General features: G+C 69.0%; 16 protein-coding genes. 7 read left to right on the forward strand and 9 right to left on the reverse strand.

Annotated elements, in window-relative coordinates; translation table 11 throughout:
• Positions 1 to 38 precede the first annotated feature (38 nt).
• On the reverse strand, positions 39 to 1,682 hold the full coding sequence (gene pgm, locus ACWGSM_RS09755; protein WP_452322718.1) for a phosphoglucomutase (alpha-D-glucose-1,6-bisphosphate-dependent): 1,644 nt from the start codon (positions 1,680 to 1,682) through the stop codon (positions 39 to 41).
• A 123-nt stretch (positions 1,683 to 1,805) separates the two neighbouring features.
• Here pgm and pheA point away from each other — a divergent pair, with 123 nt between their 5' ends.
• Positions 1,806 to 2,747 (forward strand): prephenate dehydratase, encoded by a 942-nt coding sequence (gene pheA / locus ACWGSM_RS09760; RefSeq protein WP_452322719.1) that lies wholly within the window; start codon positions 1,806 to 1,808, stop codon positions 2,745 to 2,747.
• Positions 2,748 to 2,944: 197 nt separating this feature from the next.
• Here the strand turns inward: pheA and ACWGSM_RS09765 are convergent, their stop codons facing one another.
• Positions 2,945 to 3,883 (reverse strand): endonuclease domain-containing protein, encoded by a 939-nt coding sequence (locus tag ACWGSM_RS09765; RefSeq protein WP_452322720.1) that lies wholly within the window; start codon positions 3,881 to 3,883, stop codon positions 2,945 to 2,947.
• 212 nt (positions 3,884 to 4,095) lie between these two features.
• Positions 4,096 to 5,181, reverse strand: a complete 1,086-nt coding sequence (locus ACWGSM_RS09770) for an LLM class flavin-dependent oxidoreductase (protein ID WP_452322721.1) — start codon at positions 5,179 to 5,181, stop codon at positions 4,096 to 4,098.
• Between the two features lie 79 nt (positions 5,182 to 5,260).
• On the opposite strand from ACWGSM_RS09770, the gene ACWGSM_RS09775 reads away from it, so the two are divergent.
• Together ACWGSM_RS09775 and ACWGSM_RS09780 are read left to right on the forward strand one after the other, a co-directional pair.
• Complete coding sequence (locus ACWGSM_RS09775) at positions 5,261 to 5,920, forward strand: phosphoribosyltransferase (protein WP_452322722.1); 660 nt, start codon at positions 5,261 to 5,263, stop codon at positions 5,918 to 5,920.
• Positions 5,921 to 5,959: 39 nt separating this feature from the next.
• A complete protein-coding gene (locus ACWGSM_RS09780; RefSeq protein ID WP_452322723.1) occupies positions 5,960 to 7,654 on the forward strand; it encodes a cation:proton antiporter in 1,695 nt (564 codons plus the stop codon).
• Between the two features lie 29 nt (positions 7,655 to 7,683).
• On the opposite strand, the gene ACWGSM_RS09785 is transcribed toward ACWGSM_RS09780, so the two are convergent.
• Both ACWGSM_RS09785 and ACWGSM_RS09790 read right to left on the reverse strand, forming a co-directional pair.
• Complete coding sequence (locus tag ACWGSM_RS09785; protein WP_452322724.1) at positions 7,684 to 7,899, reverse strand: DUF2795 domain-containing protein; 216 nt, start codon at positions 7,897 to 7,899, stop codon at positions 7,684 to 7,686.
• A 62-nt stretch (positions 7,900 to 7,961) separates the two neighbouring features.
• Positions 7,962 to 8,384 (reverse strand): Hsp20/alpha crystallin family protein, encoded by a 423-nt coding sequence (locus tag ACWGSM_RS09790; RefSeq protein ID WP_071641774.1) that lies wholly within the window; start codon positions 8,382 to 8,384, stop codon positions 7,962 to 7,964.
• Positions 8,385 to 8,511: 127 nt separating this feature from the next.
• Between ACWGSM_RS09790 and ACWGSM_RS09795 the strand changes: the two genes are divergently transcribed.
• Complete coding sequence (locus tag ACWGSM_RS09795; RefSeq protein WP_452322725.1) at positions 8,512 to 8,802, forward strand: MerR family transcriptional regulator; 291 nt, start codon at positions 8,512 to 8,514, stop codon at positions 8,800 to 8,802.
• An 81-nt stretch (positions 8,803 to 8,883) separates the two neighbouring features.
• On the opposite strand, the gene ACWGSM_RS09800 is transcribed toward ACWGSM_RS09795, so the two are convergent.
• Positions 8,884 to 10,314, reverse strand: a complete 1,431-nt coding sequence (locus ACWGSM_RS09800) for a dicarboxylate/amino acid:cation symporter (RefSeq protein WP_452322726.1) — start codon at positions 10,312 to 10,314, stop codon at positions 8,884 to 8,886.
• A 460-nt stretch (positions 10,315 to 10,774) separates the two neighbouring features.
• On the opposite strand from ACWGSM_RS09800, the gene ACWGSM_RS09805 reads away from it, so the two are divergent.
• Both ACWGSM_RS09805 and ACWGSM_RS09810 read left to right on the forward strand, forming a co-directional pair.
• Positions 10,775 to 11,476 (forward strand): BRCT domain-containing protein, encoded by a 702-nt coding sequence (locus ACWGSM_RS09805; protein WP_452322727.1) that lies wholly within the window; start codon positions 10,775 to 10,777, stop codon positions 11,474 to 11,476.
• A 66-nt stretch (positions 11,477 to 11,542) separates the two neighbouring features.
• Positions 11,543 to 13,042: a DUF222 domain-containing protein gene (locus tag ACWGSM_RS09810; protein ID WP_452322728.1), complete on the forward strand. Its 1,500-nt coding sequence runs from the start codon at positions 11,543 to 11,545 to the stop codon at positions 13,040 to 13,042.
• Positions 13,043 to 13,263: 221 nt separating this feature from the next.
• On the opposite strand, the gene ACWGSM_RS09815 is transcribed toward ACWGSM_RS09810, so the two are convergent.
• Genes ACWGSM_RS09815 through ACWGSM_RS09825 form a run of 3 tightly spaced genes read right to left on the reverse strand, consistent with a single transcriptional unit; the run spans position 13,264 to position 14,854 of the window.
• Complete coding sequence (locus tag ACWGSM_RS09815) at positions 13,264 to 13,500, reverse strand: helix-turn-helix domain-containing protein (protein WP_452322729.1); 237 nt, start codon at positions 13,498 to 13,500, stop codon at positions 13,264 to 13,266.
• Entirely contained in the window at positions 13,497 to 14,231 is a 735-nt protein-coding gene (locus tag ACWGSM_RS09820) for a hypothetical protein (RefSeq protein ID WP_452322730.1), read from the reverse strand. The genes ACWGSM_RS09815 and ACWGSM_RS09820 overlap by 4 nt, the downstream gene beginning before the upstream one ends.
• Positions 14,231 to 14,854 (reverse strand): hypothetical protein, encoded by a 624-nt coding sequence (locus ACWGSM_RS09825; RefSeq protein ID WP_452322731.1) that lies wholly within the window; start codon positions 14,852 to 14,854, stop codon positions 14,231 to 14,233. Before ACWGSM_RS09825 ends, ACWGSM_RS09820 begins: the two co-directional genes overlap by 1 nt.
• A 384-nt stretch (positions 14,855 to 15,238) precedes the next feature.
• Here ACWGSM_RS09825 and ACWGSM_RS09830 point away from each other — a divergent pair, with 384 nt between their 5' ends.
• On the forward strand, positions 15,239 to 17,758 hold the full coding sequence (locus ACWGSM_RS09830) for an ATP-dependent Clp protease ATP-binding subunit (RefSeq protein ID WP_452322732.1): 2,520 nt from the start codon (positions 15,239 to 15,241) through the stop codon (positions 17,756 to 17,758).
• The last annotated feature ends 40 nt before the right edge of the window (positions 17,759 to 17,798 follow it).

The following is a 17,798-nucleotide window of genomic DNA, read 5'->3' on the forward strand; positions in this document are numbered from 1 at the left end:
CGGTCCTGCGGCCGACTCGGCGCCGAACTGGCGCCGCGTCAGCCGCCGAGGGCAGCCGACACGACGGCGCGCGCCTCCTCCTGCACCTGCGCGAGGTGCTCCGGACCCTTGAGGCTCTCGGCGTACAGCTTGTAGACGTCCTCGGTGCCCGAGGGGCGCGCGGCGAACCACGCATGCTCGGTCTGCACCTTCAGCCCGCCGATCGCCGCCCCGTTGCCCGGTGCATGCGACAGCTTCGCCGTGATCGGCTCGCCGGCCAGGTCGGTCGCGCTCACGGCATCCGGAGCCAGCTTGCCGAGCGTCGCCTTCTGCTCCGGCGTCGCCGGGGCGTCCACGCGCTGGTAGGCCGACGCGCCGAAGGCCTGCTCGAGCTCGCGGTAGCGCTCCGACGGCGTCTTGCCGGTCACAGCGATGATCTCGGCGGCGAGCAGGCAGAGCAGGATGCCGTCCTTGTCGGTCGACCACACGGTGCCGTCCATGCGCAGGAACGAGGCTCCGGCCGATTCCTCGCCGCCGAACGCGACCGAGCCGTCGAGCAGGCCGGGCACGAACCACTTGAACCCGACGGGAACCTCCAGCAGGCGACGGCCGAGCGACTCGGCGACGCGGTCGATGATCATGGACGACACGAGGGTCTTGCCGATCGCGGCGTCGCGCGGCCACTCGGTGCGGTGCGAGAACAGGTAGTCGATCGCCACGGCGAGGTAGTGGTTCGGGTTCATCAGGCCGGCGTCGGAGGTGACGATGCCGTGCCGGTCGGCGTCGGCGTCGTTTCCGGTGAGCACGTCGTAGTCGCCGCGCTTCGCCACGAGCGATGCCATCGCGCTGGGCGATGACGGATCCATGCGGATCTTCTCGTCCCAGTCGAGCGTCATGAAACGCCAGGTCGGGTCGACCTCGGGGTTCACCACGGTGAGGTTGATGCCGTGCATGTCCTTGATCAGCTGCCAGTACTCGACCGACGCGCCGCCCAGGGGATCCGCACCGATCCGCACGCCCGCCCGCCTGATCGCCTCGATGTCGATGATCGACGGCAGATCGCGCACGTACGCGTCACGGAAGTCGTACTGGCCGATCGAGTCGTCGTCGATATCGGCGTGGGGAATGCGCTGGACGCCCTCCAGGCCGGCCTCGATCAGTGCGTTGGCGCGCTGCGCGATCCAGCCGGTCGCGTCGGTGTCGGCCGGCCCGCCGTTCGGCGGGTTGTACTTGAAGCCGCCATCGCGCGGCGGGTTGTGGCTCGGGGTGATGACGATGCCGTCGGCACGCTCGGGGTCGTCGGCCGCGCGCCCTCGGTTGCTGGTGAGGATGGCGTGGCTGAGCGCCGGGGTGGGCACCCACGAGTCGCGCGAGTCGACGCGCACATCGACGCCGTTGCCGATCAGCACCTCGATCGCGGTGCGCTCGGCGGGAAGCGACAGCGCATGCGTGTCGCGGCCGAGGAAGAGTGGGCCCCGGATTCCCTGCTCGCGGCGGTAGTCGACGATGGCCTGCGTGGTGGCCACGATGTGCTGCTCGTTGAAGCTCGTCGTGAGCGAGGAGCCGCGGTGCCCGCTCGTGCCGAACGCGACCCGCTGCGCGGCCACGGACGGGTCGGGGATGCGGTCGTAGTAGGCGGCGATCAGCTCGTCGACGTCGATGAGGTCTTGTTCCTCCGCAGGGAGGCCGGCTCGGCTCGTCATGGGAACAGTCTGCCCCTCCTTGGTCGGTCGCGCACCTCGGCCGGGGGCGGATGCCGTGACCTGGGGGTTCACGGCGATGACACGGCTCGAAGGGGCGCGCGGCTGCGGGGCTAGGCTGACCAGGTGACCGAACGCCGCACCTACAGCTATCTGGGCCCCGCAGGAACCTTCACCGAAGCAGCGCTCGACCAGGTGCCCGAGGCTCGCGGTCACGACTGGAAGGCCGTGCACAACGTCGGCGAGGCGCTCGCCGACGTGCTGGAGGGTCGCAGTCACGCGGCGATGATCGCGATCGAGAACTCCGTCGAGGGCGGGGTGTCGACCACGCTCGACGCGCTCGCCACGCTGCCGGGGCTGCGCATCATCGGCGAGTACCTGGTGAAGGTGAACTTCGTGCTGGTCGGCAAGCCGGGAGTGCGGCTGGAGGATGTCGAGGTCATCGCCGCGCATCCCGTCGCCTACGCGCAGTGCCACAGCTGGCTCGGCGAGCACCTGCCCCGGCACGCTCATGTTCCGGCGGCCAGCAATGTGGCGTCCATCCTCGGCGTGCTCGACGGGTCGTCGCCCGCTCAGGCCGCCATCGCCGCGCCCGGGATCGTGCAGCATCACGACGTCGAGGTGCTGGCAGAGCAGATCGGCGACAACGACAACGCCGTGACGCGCTTCGTGCTCGTGTCGAAGCCGACCTCGCCGAGCGAGCCGACCGGAGCCGACAAGACCTCGCTGATCGTCGAGCTGCCCGACGACCGCCCCGGCGCTCTGCTCGACATGCTCGAGCAGTTCTCGACCCGCGGCATCAACCTGTCGCTGCTGCAGTCGCGGCCGGTCGGCGACGCGCTCGGCCGGTACCGATTCGTGGTGGATGCCGACGGGCACGCCTATGACGAGCGCATGGCCGACGCGCTGCTCGGCATCCGCCGGTTCAGCCCCCGCGTCGTCTTCCTCGGCTCGTACCCCCGCGCTGACCGCCGAATCGTGCACTACCCCGAGCGCTACGCCGACGGCGTCTTCGTCGAGGCCCGCGACTGGCTGCGCGCCCTGCTGCACGGCGAGCCCGACGCGTAGACGCGCGGGTCGCCGGCGGCGTTTCGCGGCATCCGGCATCGCGGCATCCTGCATCCGCTGGGATGCGAAAGTCTGGTGCAGCCACGCGCGCACCGCACTTTTCCATCCCCAACGCGGCATTCGTCACGGTGTGGGATGGAAAAGTGCGGTGGGAGGGCAGCTGAACCGGCCGACGGCATCCCAAGGCGACGACGCGTTCAGCCGCGGGAGGCCAGCGCGGAGCGGATGCGGGTGACCAGAGCATCCGGATCATCGAGATCTTCCTGGGTGAGGCGCATGACGATCCAGCCCAGGGCTTCGAGCTCGCGCTGACGCTGGATGTCTCGACGCCATTGGTCCTGACTCGTCCGGTGCCCATCGCCTTCGTACTCGATCCCGATCTTCAACTCGGGATAGGCCAGGTCGACGCGTGCGACATGTCTGTGCCCGTCGAACACGTCGTGCTGAACGACCGGTTCCGGCAGACCGTGGCGCACGAGCATCAGACGAGTCTCAGTCTCCTTCGGCGACTCCACGTCGTCGCGGGCGAGGGCGAGCGCAGCGCGAACCGTCTCACGACCTGTGAACCACCCCCACGAATCGACCCGCGCCGCGATCTCAGCGCGGCTGACGCGAGGGCGTCCGGGCTCCAGACCCGGATAGTTGAGAGAGCGAGTGATGATCGCCTCGATGGCGGTCACCGTCGCCTCGAGATTCAGTTCGTGTGCAGACGTGATCAGTGCCGCGACGGGATCGACTGTCCGCACGCCGTGAACCGTCCAGGTCGTGGCGCGATCTTCGTTCAGACGGCGCCCCACGACGCCAGCGGTCTTGGGCGGAGTCGCACTGCGCGGAACCGCGATCTCGATCGGCTCGCGCGGCTTCTTCCTGGTCTTCGGCTGCCAGGGTCGCGGGTGAGGGATGCCCCAGATGCGCATCGCGGATCTGCCGACGAGACGGTTGTGCGGGCGCATCCGAGGCCGGTAGCACGCGACGTTCTGCAGAAACGTATGCGGCTCGGCGGGGGCTCGCACGCCGTTGAAGGGGCGTACCAAGTCGGGTGTACTGGCACGCCACTTGCCGACTCCGGCGGCCGTCGCGTCGCGCAGCGCGAAGTGGTCTCCGAGCGCGGCGGGCAGCTTTCTGCGGTGGTGCATCCGGCCATGATGACCGAGCGCGCATCCCGGGCGAGCGACGATCCCCGGTCGTGGTGGGCAAGAGAACCGGCACCGTCTGCTGTGCAGAAGCAGTCATGCCGACCGCCGGTGCTGGCGGGGACGGCCGGGCCGGGGATGGAAAAGTGCGCTGTCAGCCCGTGCTGACCAGCCGAACCCATCCCCGGCCCGCGTGATCATGAGCCCGGGATGGATTACGCCGGTGCGACGGTGCCCGTGCCAGACGAATGCATCTCTGGCTGCGCAGCCACCAGCAGGTCCAGCGTCTGCATCCGACCCGGTGTCGCGTCCAGCGGTTCGGCGTCGTACGCGCCGGCCACGGGCGAGATCATGATCTCGTCGACGCCGTGCTGCGCAACGAACGCGGCCAGCGACGAACGCACGTCATCACCCGAGCCGATGAACCACCGCTGACGCATCGCGTCGATGAGGGTCTGCTCCTGAGCATCCGAAGGCGCGGCCAGCGCCTCCTCGACCGTCTCGAGAACCTGCATCGGCTTGTTGCCGCGCAGCCGCGCCATCGCGCGCAGCTGCGGCAGGGCGCGCTCCGCCGCCTCGTCTGCCGAGGGAGCTGCCACCACGTTCGCCGTGAGGAAGGTCAGTGGCTCGGCCAGCGCCTCGGAGGGGCGGAACTGCGACCGGTACAGATCGAGCGCGCGCTCGAGCCCGACTCCCGCGAAGTGGTTCGCGAACACGTAGGGCAGGCCGTGCGAGGCCGCGAGCTGGGCGGAGTAGTCGCTCGATCCCAGCAGCCAGATCGTGGGGGACCCGGATGCCACGGGCGTGGCCTTCACACCGTATTCGCCGCCGCTGGTGAAGCGCACCGTCGCGCCGTCGGGCTGGAGCATCGCGGCGATGTCCTGCACGTGGGCGGGGAAGCGCTCGACGTCTCCGGTGGTGCCGGACTGGCGCAGCAGATGTGTGATCACCGGGTCACTGCCGGGGGCGCGGCCGATGCCGAGGTCGATGCGCCCCGGGGCGAGCGCCTCGAGCGCGGCGAACTGCTCGGCGACGATGAGCGGCGCGTGATTCGGCAGCATCACGCCACCTGAACCCACGCGGATCCGCTGCGTGCGAGCCGCGGCAGCCGCGATGAGAACCGGGGGAGTGGTCGATGCCACGGAGGGCATGTTGTGGTGCTCGGCGAACCAGTAGCGGGCGAGTCCGAGCGCGTCGGCATGCTGCGCGAGAGCCATCGACGACGCGACGGCCTGCGCGCTGGTCTGGCGTGAGCGGACGGGGACGAGATCGAGAACCGAGAAGGAGAGTGCAGTCATCATCAGCCTCAACCACGCACCGTGGCTGCGCATTCCGCGACACGGGGTTGACCGGCGTCACGGCGAGGCGTAGGCCGAAGGCATGCGCCTCTTCGCAGACAGGACGGATGCCGGTCGCCGCCTCGCCGAGCGGCTGAGGGAGCACCCGGACGCCCTCGCGCAGACCTCGGGTGAGCTCGTCGTGCTGGGTTTGCCCCGCGGCGGAGTGCCGGTGGCAGCCGAAGTGGCCAGCGCGCTGCGCGCCCCGCTCGACGTGCTCGTCGTGCGCAAGGTCGGCGTGCCCTGGCATCCGGAGCTCGCGATGGCCGCCGTCGGGGAGGAGGGTGCCGTGGTGCGCAATGACGACGTCATCGCGGCATCCGGCACCACCCCGAAGGTGCTGGCCGCGGCTGAGTCGCGCGAGCGCGCCGAGGTGGCGCGGCGCGCGCAACGGTTCCGCGGCGGACGCGATGTCGTGCCGCTCGCCGGGCGCGTCGCGCTGATCGTCGACGACGGCGTCGCCACCGGCGCGTCGATGCGCGTCGCCTGCGAGATCGCACGCGCGCGGCGTGCGCGCCGGATCATCGCGGCGACACCGGTGGGCGCGCCCGAGGCGATCGAGTCACTGCGCGGAGTCGCCGATGAGATCGTCTGCCTCGCCGTGCCCGGCGACTTCATGGCCGTCGGAATGCACTACGTCGACTTCCGCCAGACCCCGGATGCCGATGTGGAGCACCTCATGGCGAATGTCGATCGGTTCTGATCCCCACCACGGGCGGATCCCCGGCGTACCCTTCCTGGAATGGAGTCCAGCATCTTCTTCATCGTCGTCGGCGCTGTCGCAGTCGCAGCCGTGGCCCGAGGACGCGGGTGGCCCGCACCGCTGCTCGTCACGGTCGTCGCGCTGCTGGCATCCTTCCTCCCTTTCGTTCCGGATGTCGCGATCGACGGCCACGTGCTGCTGAACATCGTGTTGCCGCCGCTGCTGTACTCAGCAGCGCTCGATGTGTCGTTTCTGAGCTTCCGTCGCGCGATGCCGCAGATCCGTCGGTTGGGCATCGGTCTCGTCGTCGTCACTGCTGTCGTCGTGGGGCTGCTGGCGTGGTGGATCATGCCCGAGCTGACTCTGCCGGGCGCCCTGCTGCTCGGCGCGATCGTCGCCCCTCCGGATGCCGTGTCCGCGGCGTCGATCGGACGCCGGCTCGGCCTGCCGCGGCGCATCATGACGGTGCTGTCGGGGGAGAGCCTGATCAACGACGCCACCTCGCTGACCATGTTCCGGGTGTTCGCCGCGATCGTCGCCGGGGCGACGGTGTCGCTCTGGGACGGAATCTGGCAGTTCGCGCTCGCCGTGGTGGTCGGAGTGGCGGTCGGGATGGTGTTCGGCATCGTGCTGCACCAGCTGCGGATGCGCGTGGACGATCCGGTCGTGAACGGCACCTTCGGTCTGCTGGCGCCGTTCGGCGCCTACGCGATCGCTGAGCAGCTGCTCGGCTCGGGCGTGCTGGCGGTCGTCGCGATGGGGCTGTTCGTCGGCTTCAACGCCCCGAAGACGAGTTACGCGACGCGGCAGCAGGAGGCGCCGCTGTGGCTGTCGGCCGACTTCCTGCTCGAGTCGTTCGTGTTCGCGTACATCGGGCTGCAGCTGCCGCGAGTAGTCGGTGAGCTGAAGGACGGCGAGGGTGGCACGATCGTGCTGCTCGCGGTCGTCGTGCTGCTGGCGGTGCTGACCGTGCGGCCGCTGTTCGTCTACCCGGCGGGAGCGTGGGGGCAGCGCTGGACCACGCTGCGTCTGCGCAGGTGGGAGAAGATGTCGGCGGCCAAGAAGGTGCTTCCCCTCGCCGAAGGGTGGGGTCGACGGCATCCGCTCACCGAGGATCAGCTGCGCCGCCGCCTGACCGAGACCCGGCTCTCGTGGCGCGACAACGCGGTGATCTCGTGGGCCGGGATGCGCGGGGTGGTGACGTTGGCGACCGCGCTCGCCGCCGCCGACCTGGCAGGTCTCGACGCGGTCGCGTCTGACGCGATCGTCGTGGTCGCGTTCGCCGTGACCGTCGGCACGCTGCTGCTGCAGGGGCTGACGCTGCCCTGGCTGATCCGCGTGCTGGGCGTCGTCGACGACGAAGAGGCGAAGGAGGATGCCAGGCAGCTCGAGGCGGTGCGCGAGCGCAGCCGTGAGGTGGGCAAGGCCTACCTGCGCGAGGCGAGGCGCACATGGGCTCGGGAGTACGGCGAGGATCAGCTGCCTGCGTTCGATTCGTACGCCGAGCGTCTGGTGCGCATGCAGGCGGGCGCCGACCAGGCGGGCGAGGAGACGGTGCGTCCCTCGCCGGAGCAGTTCGCGGCGATGGCGAAGGGTTGGCTGTCGGCGCGCCGCGACCTGCTGCTCGAGGAGCGCCGCGCCGGCAACCTCAGTGAAGAGGTCATGCACGAGCTGATCGCGGCGATGGATGCCGAAGAGCTCGCGCTCGACACGAGGATGGCCCTGCGCACCTGAGCAGGTGCTGCCCGGGGCGGGCAGCGGCGTCAGGCCGCGACGAGCGAGTCGGCCGATGGGCGGCCCAGGCGCAGCGCGGTGAGAATCTGCCAGCGGGCGCTGTAGCTGTAGCCGCGGAGCTGCTCGAGGGCGGCGATGTCATCGCGGTCGAGCCCGTCGCGGACGGCCTCACGCAGCAGGTCGTCTCTCGTGGCCGGGAACTCCATGTCGGCGAGGAATCGACGGAGTGCAGGTGACGGGGACATGAAAGGGTCCTTTCCGGATCAGAGCGGGGAGCGCCCGGGCGGGGCGCTCCCCGCTGCGCGGATCAGGCGCTGATCGCCTCACGGGTGTCGGTCGACTCGACCTGGATGCGACGCGGCTTCGCGCGCTCGCTGACCGGGATGATCACCGAGAGCACGCCGCTGTCGTACGACGCGCTGATGCGCTCGAGGTCGACTCCGTCGCCGAGAGTGAACTGGCGGAAGTAGCTTCCGGTGCCGCGCTCGCGGGCGATCCAGCGCATTCCCTCGCCGGTGTCGGCGGTGCGCTGCGCGCGGATCGACAGCTGCGAGCCGTCGAGATCGACGTCGATCGAGCCGGGGTCGGCGCCCGGGATGTCGGCATGCAGGACATAGCGGTCGCCGTCGCGGCAGAGGTCGACGGGCATCACGCGCGGGGCGCGTACGGAGTCCAGCACGCTCGCGGCGAATCGATCGAGCTGACTGATCGGGTCGAGGGTCATGGCCATGGTGTTCTCCTCTCACTATGGGCCGCCGGGCGGCGGCTCTGATGTCGGATGCAGGAAATCTGCATCCGTTGCTGTATATTTATAGCCCCGAGTTAGACAGATTTCAAGTACCCGGAACGGATGCCAGATGTCCCCGCGCGACGCCGCAACTCCGCTGTACGGGATCGCCGTGGCGGCCGATCTCGCCGACGTTCCCGAGGCGACGCTGCGGCTGTATGAGCGGCGCGGATTGCTCGCGCCGTTCCGCAGCGACGGCGGCACGAGGCGGTACAGCGACGATGACATCGACCGCCTCCGCCGGGTGGCCGAGCTGCGCGATGCCGGGGTGAACCTCGCCGGCATCGGGCGGGTGCTCGAGCTGGAAGACGAGAACGGCGACCTGCGCCGTGAGCTGGAGCAGGAGCGTCGGGCGCGCTGAGAGCGCGGTTCCCGGCATCCGGATGCCGAAAGCGCCCCGCCCCGGACGGGGCGAGGCGCTCTGCGGAGGAAGGGGAAGTGGTCAGCGTGCGCCGGCCGGCTCCTTCGTGGCATCCGGCTCTGCGGCATCCGTCTCGTCGTCCACGTCGTCGGCGAACGGCAGGCCGTTGCGCGGAGCGTTGTAGAGCTCCTCGTCGAGGATGCCCTCGCGCTTGGCGACGATGGTGGGGACCAGCGCCTGGCCCGCGACGTTGACCGCGGTGCGGCCCATGTCGAGGATCGGGTCGATGGCGAGCAGCAGGCCGACGCCCTCGAGCGGGAGGCCCAGGGTCGACAGGGTGAGCGTCAGCATCACGACCGCGCCGGTGGTGCCGGCCGTCGCGGCAGAGCCGACGACCGAGACGATGACGATCAGCAGGTACTGGATGAAGCTCAGCTGGATGTCGAAGAACTGCGCGACGAAGATCGCGGCGATGGCCGGGTAGATCGCGGCGCAGCCGTCCATCTTGGTGGTCGCGCCGAGCGGCACGGCGAACGAGGCGTAGCCGCGGGGCACGCCGAGGTTGCGCTCGGTGACGCGCTCGGTGAGGGGCAGGGTGCCGATCGACGAGCGGCTGACGAAGGCCAGCTGCACGGCGGGCCAGACGCCCGAGAAGTACTGCTTGATCGACAGGCCGTGGGTCTTCACGAGGATGGGGTAGACCACGAAGATCACGAGGGCGAGGCCGATGTAGACGGCCGCGGCGAACCAGGCGAGCGAGGTCAGCTTGTCCCAGCCGTACTTGACGACGGCTGAGCCGATGAGGCCGAAGGTGCCGAGCGGGGCGATGCGGATGATCCACCACAGCACGCGCTGGATGACCTTGAGCAGCGACTCGGTGAAGGCGAGGAACGGCTCGGCCTTGCGGCCGGCCTTGAGGGCTGCGATGCCGACGACGGCGGCCACCACGATGACCTGCAGGATGTTGAAGTTCACGTTCGAGACGAGCGTGCCCTCGACCGGGCCGGGACCCGTCGACACGTTGAGGCCGAGGAAGTTCTGCGGGATCAGGCCCAGCAGGAAGTTCCACCACGTGCCGACCGTGTACGGGTCGCCCGTGTCGAGGCCCGCGCCCGCCTTGGCGCCGGGCTGGATGACCAGGCCGAGCGTGATGCCGATGATCACGGCGATGAACGCGGTGATGCCGAACCACAGGATCGTCTGACCGGCCAGGCGCGCGGCGTTCTGCACGCGACGCAGGTTGGAGATGCTCGCGACGATCGCCGTGAAGATGAGGGGAACCACGGCCGCCTTCAGCAGCGTCACGTACGAGCTGCCGATGCGGTCGAGCGTGTCGGACAGCACCGTCGGGTTGGTGCCGCTCGCGCCGAGCGAGACGGCGATTAGGCCGACACCGATGCCCAGGATGAGGGCGGCGATGATCTGGAACCCGAACGAGGTCAGCAGCTTGCGTGCCGGGCTTGGGGTGTCGGGCGCCTTCTGGGCGCGCGCGATGGAAGATGAGGTGCTCAAGAGGACTCCAATTGTTTGCGCGGAGTGCGCGTCGTGTGGAGTAAACGCTATGCGGAACGACGTATTCCAGAGAATAGATGTGACGAAGGATGACGGGGCCGGGTCCCCCCGGCCCGGGCCGCGGTCGCTCCGCCCACCCCGCCCGGTCGCAGAGCGGACACCCTCCCGGTCGTTGAGCGAGCGAAGCGAGTCGAAACGGCCCTTCTCGTAGCCGCGGATGTTCGACGAGTCGATGCGCGTGAGGTGTGCGAGGTCGTCTTGGGTGAGGCCTCGGCGCACCCGCTCGTCCGCGATCAGCTCGCCGATGCGAGCGGCAGCAGGGGAGGGGACGCGGGGCACCTGTCAAGCGTGAGGAATGTGGGCGACATGTGCCAGGGTTAACGCACCCGGGTGCAAGTACCGATCCGGGGTTGACGCCCTGGAGGTGCAATGGCCGGCGCGCCCAACGCAGATGCGCTCGATGCTCTGCTCGCTGCCGATGGCGTTCATCGATACGGCGGCGTTGCCGCTGTGGGAGCGCGTCAGCATCCCTCTCGACTTCAATGACGCGGGTGCAGCGGTGTATCTCGACATGCTGGCCAGGGTCCTCGAGGACGGGCTGATCTCGACCGTCGAGCACTCACGCCTCGAGGCGATCGCCGAAGTGGCGCATCTGGACGCCGACCGAATCACCGCGCTGCACGCCCAATACGTCACAGCGGCATGGGAGGAAGCCCTCGCCGATGGGACGGTGAGTGAAAGCGAACGCCGCGAGCTCGCTCAGATCGCAACGATTCTCGACCTTCCCGTGCCGGAGCTTCCCGCCGCGCCTCTGAAAAGTCAGGCCTTCACGCCGGTCGAGCGCCGGGTCGAGAAGCTCAGAAGTGCGGAATCGGATGCCGTCGTCGCGACGGGCGCGTCATTCACCTTGTCGCCCGGGGCGCGAGTGGTGTTCACGGGAACCTCGAGCAGGCCCCGCGAGGCGTGGGCCCGGGCGCTCGCTGACGCCGGGTTCGTGACAGGCAGCGTGACGAAGAACTGCGTCGTGCTGGTCGCGCAAGACCCGGCGAGCCAATCCGGCAAGGCGAGGACAGCCCGCACGCACGGCATACCGATCGTGACCGAGGCCGAGTTCATCCCGGCCTTCGACGCGTACATTCTGCAGTACGGCTTGACGGGTTGACCGACCCGCTGTCAGCGCGGACTCGCGTGTTCATACCAATGTCGGTGGCCCCTGCGACGATGAAGTATGGCAACTTTCACCGAGGTCGCGGCGCTCGTCCCGACCCTGCGCGACCGGGGCGACGCGTGCGCGTCGCTCACGCAGGCGCAGCACGCGGTGACCGCTATGACGGATGCCGAGGTCGTCGCCGTCCTGCGTGAAGCCAACGAAGCGCTGCAGCACGCCGAGCAGCTGCGGCTGATCGCGGTCGGCGTCATCGCCACCCGCTCGCGCCGCGACGCCGGCCACTCCGGCGCCGCGCAGAAAGAGGGCCATCGCACCGCTGCCTCGCTCGTGCAGAAGATCACCGGCTCGAGCAAGGCAGACGCCTCCCGGCAGGTGCGCGTCGGCGAGGCGATGCTCGGCGGGGAGCCGGATTCGTCGGGCGCGGGTGCCGAGCATCCGGATGCTTCTGCCGATCCGGATGCCACGTGGCGGCCGATCGATTGGCGCGAGCCGCTGCGCGCTGCGCGCCGGGACGGGCGCATCAGCACGACCCAGTTCGACGTCATCGAAAGAGGACTCGGCGAGCCGCCAGCCGTCGACGGAATCGTCGACGAGCAGCAGCGACGCGACGCCGACGACCACGTCCGCGCCGCGTGGGCGCAGGCCGCCGAAGAACTCGTCGCCGAAGCGGGCGAGCGCACCGCCGAAGAGCTCGGCGCCGCGGCCAGGGCGATCCGCGACCTGCTCGACCCCGAAGGTGCTGAGCAGCGGTTCCGCGATCGATACGAGAATCGCTCTTACCGTGTGTGGACCGACCAGTACGGCGTGCGTCGCGCCAGCATCGCCTACGACGATCACGGCGCGGCGCTCGTCGGCACGCTCATCGATGCTGCGCTGCGGCCACGCAGGGGTGGCCCACGATTCGTGGACTCGGAAGAGCAGGCCAGGGCCAAAGCCCTGACAGACGATCCGCGCACCAACGAGCAGCTGCAGTACGACCTCATCATCGACCTTCTTCGCGCGGGCGCGCTTGCCGACGCGAAAGACGTGTTCGGCACACGGCAGGCCGGGGTGCGACTGGTGCAGGTGGTCGACGGCGACGGCGCGCGCGTCGGCTACTCCGAAGACGGACTCGGCGCGGTTCCGGATGCCATGATCGATCAGCACATCTGCGACTCCGGCATCGTGCCCGTCCGCGTCGACGCGTGCGGCAATCCGCTCGACGTAGGCCGAGAGCAGCGTCTCTTCACGCCTCGGCAGCGCATCGCCCTCGCCCTGCGCGACGGTGGATGCCGGTGGACGGGATGCGACCGCCCCGCCTCGTACTGCGAATCGCACCACATCGACGAATGGCATCGCGACGGCGGGCGCACCGACATCGATCGCGGGATACTGCTCTGCCGCTTCCACCACATGGAACTGCACCACGGCGGATGGCGCGTCACGCGCGACGGCAAAGACGATTTCCGGCTTCACGATCCCGGGGGAGGAGTGCGCGCGCTGCGCGCGAGAGGCTTCCTTTCCTACGCGTGGGGTGCGCTCGGGCCACCGCCGTTGCGGTTCCGGCCGGCCATCGCCTGACGCGGTCGGACGGGCTTCCGAAGCGTCCGCTCAGCGGCGATGGCGTGGATGCTGCTTCGCAGGGCGCTCATCGCCGCGGCGGTAGTTGCCCGTCCACCGCGCCATGGCGCCTCGCGCATCCCGCTCAGCGACGGCCGAGAACTGTTCGGCGCGAGGGCTGCGCAGCACGGCGGGTCATCGCCCGTACACGCGCGCGGTGTACTCGAACCCACTCGCCGGCATCAACGGTCCTTCACGACGAGCAGGTCGCCGACATCGCACTCCAGCGCATCGCAGATCGCCCGCAAGGTCGAGTATCGGATCGCCCGCGCACGATCGTTCTTCAGCACCGAGAGGTTCACGATGCTCACCCCGACGCGCGCGCTCAGCTCGGTCAGCGTCATCCCGCGCTCTGCGAGCAGCTCGTCCAGGCGGCAGTGGATGCCCGTGAACTCGTCGTCCACCTCTGCCGGCGTCACACCAACCCCTCCGTCTCGCGCCGCAGCTGCTCGCGCTCGTTCTGCAGCTGCGCTCCGTAGCGGAAGATCGCCGACAGGGCGAACAATCCGACGGCCACGGCGAACGGCCACAGCTCGATGCGTAATTCGAACGGAATCAGGGTGGCGTCCGAAGACCAATCCAACGAGCGCACGGCCAGAGTCATCCCGATCTGCTGCAGCAGATCGCCGAACACAGCGGAGAGCATCATCACGATCGCCATCGCCCCGAACGTGCGAGACACACTGCGGTGGAACGGCTCCCGCTCACCGGCACGCCGGGTCGCGTTGTAGATCGCCCAGGCCACAGCCGCGGATGCCACGAGGCTGAGCACCGTGCCGACGTAGATCAGCAGCCGGATGCTGAAGGGGATCGGCCCCACCAGCGAACCGCACAGCAGCCCTCCGTCTTCCAGCGAATCCAGACAAGCGCTCGACGCGAGCGCATCCTCCTGCTCCTGCACAGCGAGATAGGTGGCATCCGAGAGCACGACACCCGGACCGCTCAGGATCTGCACTCCGCTGAGCACGAGGCCGAGCGCTACGAGGAAGAGGTACAGCCACGACGCGCTCCGGGTGACGTCCAACGCCAGCGTCGTGCTGCCGTGTCGACGCGCACGCCAGATCGAGACCGCCGCGACGAGCGCGGCGACGCTGAGCCAGGCTCCGAGCCAGCCCAGTCCGGACAGCAGGTCTGCGGATGAAAGAAGCATCAGACCAGGCCCTCCGTCTCGCGCTGCAAGCGGTCGCCGACCACGAACACCGAACCGACCACGGCCAGGGCGAACGCGGTGAGCACGAAGGTGAACGGCTCGACCGAGATCACGGCCGTGTCGAAGGGCCCGTCGACGGCGTGAGCCATCGCCGCGTTCGCCAGCATGGTGTCGAAGAGGTGCGCTGCCGCGGCACCGACCAGGCCGACTCCGCCGCCGATGGCCGCGAGCCGCGTGTTGGTCTTGCCGAACACCCGCCCGAGCAGGATGTTGCGGCTCAGGGCGATCAGGCAGGCCACCACGACGACGATCGTGACGCCGAAGGCCAGCTGGCCCAGCACGCCCGACGCGACGCCCACGGCGTCGAGTCCCGTCACCGTGATGGCGCCTCTATCCAGCTCGACCGGGAAGGTTGTGTCGCCGATCTGCGCATCGGCCGTCGTGTCGATGAACTCAACAAGAACGTCGAGCGGGCCGCCACCGACCAGTTCGACGATGCGGACGGCGACGTTCCATACCGTCCATGCGGCGATCGCCAGGCCGGCGATGACGAACAGCGCCAGGCTGACCGTGTCGCCCCTGCTCAGCGTGCGCTCCGCCGGAGCGCTGTCGGTGGTCTTCATGGGTGCTCCATATCGATAGTCGTTGTTATCGGCTTTCGTTAACATAACGGCTGTCGATATGCGTCGTCAACAGGTGGGGGCATTTCGACTCGCTGCGCTCGCTCAATGGCCGGGTGTTTCGAGGCGGGGGTGGCCCTTCGGCAGGCTCAGGGGCCCAAAGGGGGCTGAGTGCGCAGAGTGGGGCTGAGGGTGGCGAGGCGGGGGTGGCCCTTCGGCAGGCTCAGGGGCCCAAAGGGGGCTGAGGGGCCCAGGGTGGGCTCGGGGACCCAGAGTGGGCTCGGGGTATGCCGACGGCGAACACGGGCATTCCACCCCGCCGCGGTCGTTACTCTCGATGTACACGGCGCCACCGCCGCTTCGCCCCGCGCGAAAAGGAGTCACAGCATGTTCGAGAGATTCACCGACCGAGCCCGCCGGGTCGTCGTCCTCGCCCAAGAAGAGGCGAAGATGCTCAACCACAACTACATCGGCACCGAGCACATCCTGCTCGGCCTCATCCACGAGGGCGAAGGTGTCGCCGCCAAGGCCCTCGAGAGCCTCGGCATCTCCCTCGACGCCGTGCGCGAGCAGGTGCAGGACATCATCGGCCAGGGGCAGCAGCAGCCGACCGGCCACATCCCCTTCACGCCGCGCGCGAAGAAGGTGCTCGAGCTGAGCCTGCGCGAAGCGCTGCAGCTCGGCCACAACTACATCGGCACCGAGCACATCCTCCTCGGCCTCATCCGCGAGGGCGAGGGCGTCGCAGCCCAGGTGCTGGTCAAGCTCGGCGCCGACCTCAACAAGGTCCGCCAGCAGGTCATCCAGCTGCTCTCGGGCGCACCCGGCCGCGAGACGGCATCCGTCGGCGCTCAGGCGAACGAGGGTCCCGCCGCTGCCCAAGGCGGCTCGCAGGTGCTCGACCAGTTCGGCCGCAACCTCACCCAGGCTGCGCGTGACGGCAAGCTCGACCCGGTCATCGGCCGCGAGAAGGAGGCCGAGCGGGTCATGCAGATCCTCTCGCGCCGCTCGAAGAACAACCCCGTCCTCATCGGCGAGCCCGGCGTCGGCAAGACCGCCGTCGTCGAGGGCCTCGCCCAGGCGATCGTCAAGGGCAACGTGCCCGAGACGCTCAAGGACAAGCAGCTCTACTCGCTCGACCTCGGCTCGCTCATCGCCGGCTCCCGCTACCGCGGAGACTTCGAGGAGCGCCTGAAGAAGGTCACGAAGGAGATCCGCACCCGCGGCGACATCATCGTCTTCATCGACGAGATCCACACCCTCGTCGGCGCGGGCGCCGCAGAGGGGGCGATCGACGCCGCATCCATCCTGAAGCCGCTGCTCGCCCGCGGCGAGCTGCAGACCATCGGCGCCACCACCCTCGACGAGTACCGCAAGTACTTCGAGAAGGATGCCGCGCTCGAGCGTCGCTTCCAGCCCGTGCAGGTGAACGAGCCGACCCTGCCGCACGCGATCAACATCCTCAAGGGACTGCGCGACCGCTACGAGGCGCACCACAAGGTGCAGATCACCGACGGCGCCATCGTCGCCGCGGCGAACCTCGCCGACCGCTACGTGTCCGACCGCTTCCTGCCCGACAAGGCGATCGACCTGATCGATGAGGCGGGCGCGCGCCTGCGCCTCAGCATCCTCTCCTCGCCGCCCGAGCTGCGTGAGTTCGACGAGAAGATCGCGAAGGTCCGTCAGGACAAGGAGGCAGCGTCCGAAGAGCAGGACTTCGAGAAGGCCGCGGCTCTGCGCGACCAGGAGAAGGAGCTGCTCGGCGAGCGGCTGCGCCTCGAGAAGCAGTGGCGTTCGGGCGACGTCGCGACCCAGGCGGTCGTCGACGAGGGCCTGATCGCCGAGGTGCTCGCCCAGGCGACCGGCATCCCGGTGTTCAAGCTCACCGAAGAGGAGTCCAGCCGACTCGTCTTCATGGAGAAGGCGCTGCACCAGCGCGTCATCGGCCAGGAAGAGGCGATCGCGGCCCTCAGCCGCACGATCCGCCGCCAGCGTGCCGGTCTGAAGGACCCGAAGCGCCCCAGCGGCTCGTTCATCTTCGCCGGCCCCACCGGCGTCGGCAAGACCGAGCTCGCCAAGGCCCTCGCGGAGTTCCTCTTCGACGACGAGGCTGCGCTCATCTCGCTCGACATGAGCGAGTTCGGTGAGAAGCACACCGTCTCGCGCCTGTTCGGAGCCCCTCCCGGATTCGTCGGATTCGAAGAGGGCGGCCAGCTCACCGAGAAGGTGCGCCGCAAGCCGTTCTCGGTCGTGCTGTTCGACGAGATCGAGAAGGCACACCCCGACATCTTCAACTCGCTGCTGCAGATCCTCGAAGAGGGTCGACTGACCGACGGTCAGGGCCGCGTGGTCGACTTCAAGAACACCGTGATCATCATGACGACCAACCTCGGCTCGTCGGCGATCGCCGGTGGTCCGGTCGGCTTCCAGATCGAGGGCAACTCGCAGACGACCTACGAGCGGATGAAGGGCAAGGTCGATGAAGAGCTCAAGCGCCACTTCAAGCCCGAGTTCCTCAACCGCCTCGACGACATCATCGTCTTCCCGCAGCTGAACAAGGACGAGCTGCGTCAGATCGTCGGCCTGTTCACCAAGCAGCTCGCCGACCGCCTGCTCGACCGCGACATGACCGTCGAGCTGTCGGACTCCGCGAAGGACAAGCTCATCGACATCGGCTTCGACCCCGCCCTCGGCGCGCGTCCGCTGCGTCGCGCCATGCAGCGCGAGATCGAGGACCAGCTCTCCGAGCGCATCCTGCACGGCCAGCTGAACACCGGCGACCACGTGAAGGTCGACGTCGTCGACGGCAAGTTCGCCTTCGAGCACGCCCCGCGCGGCGAGAAGGTGTCGGTCAGCGTCAACACCGGCGGCGGCATCTCGACCACGCCCGAGATCGCGGCGGGCTGATCACGCGAGAACAGAAGAGCGGGCGGATGCCATCGGCACC

The sequence above is a fragment of the Microbacterium sp. NPDC055521 genome (assembly GCF_053619695.1).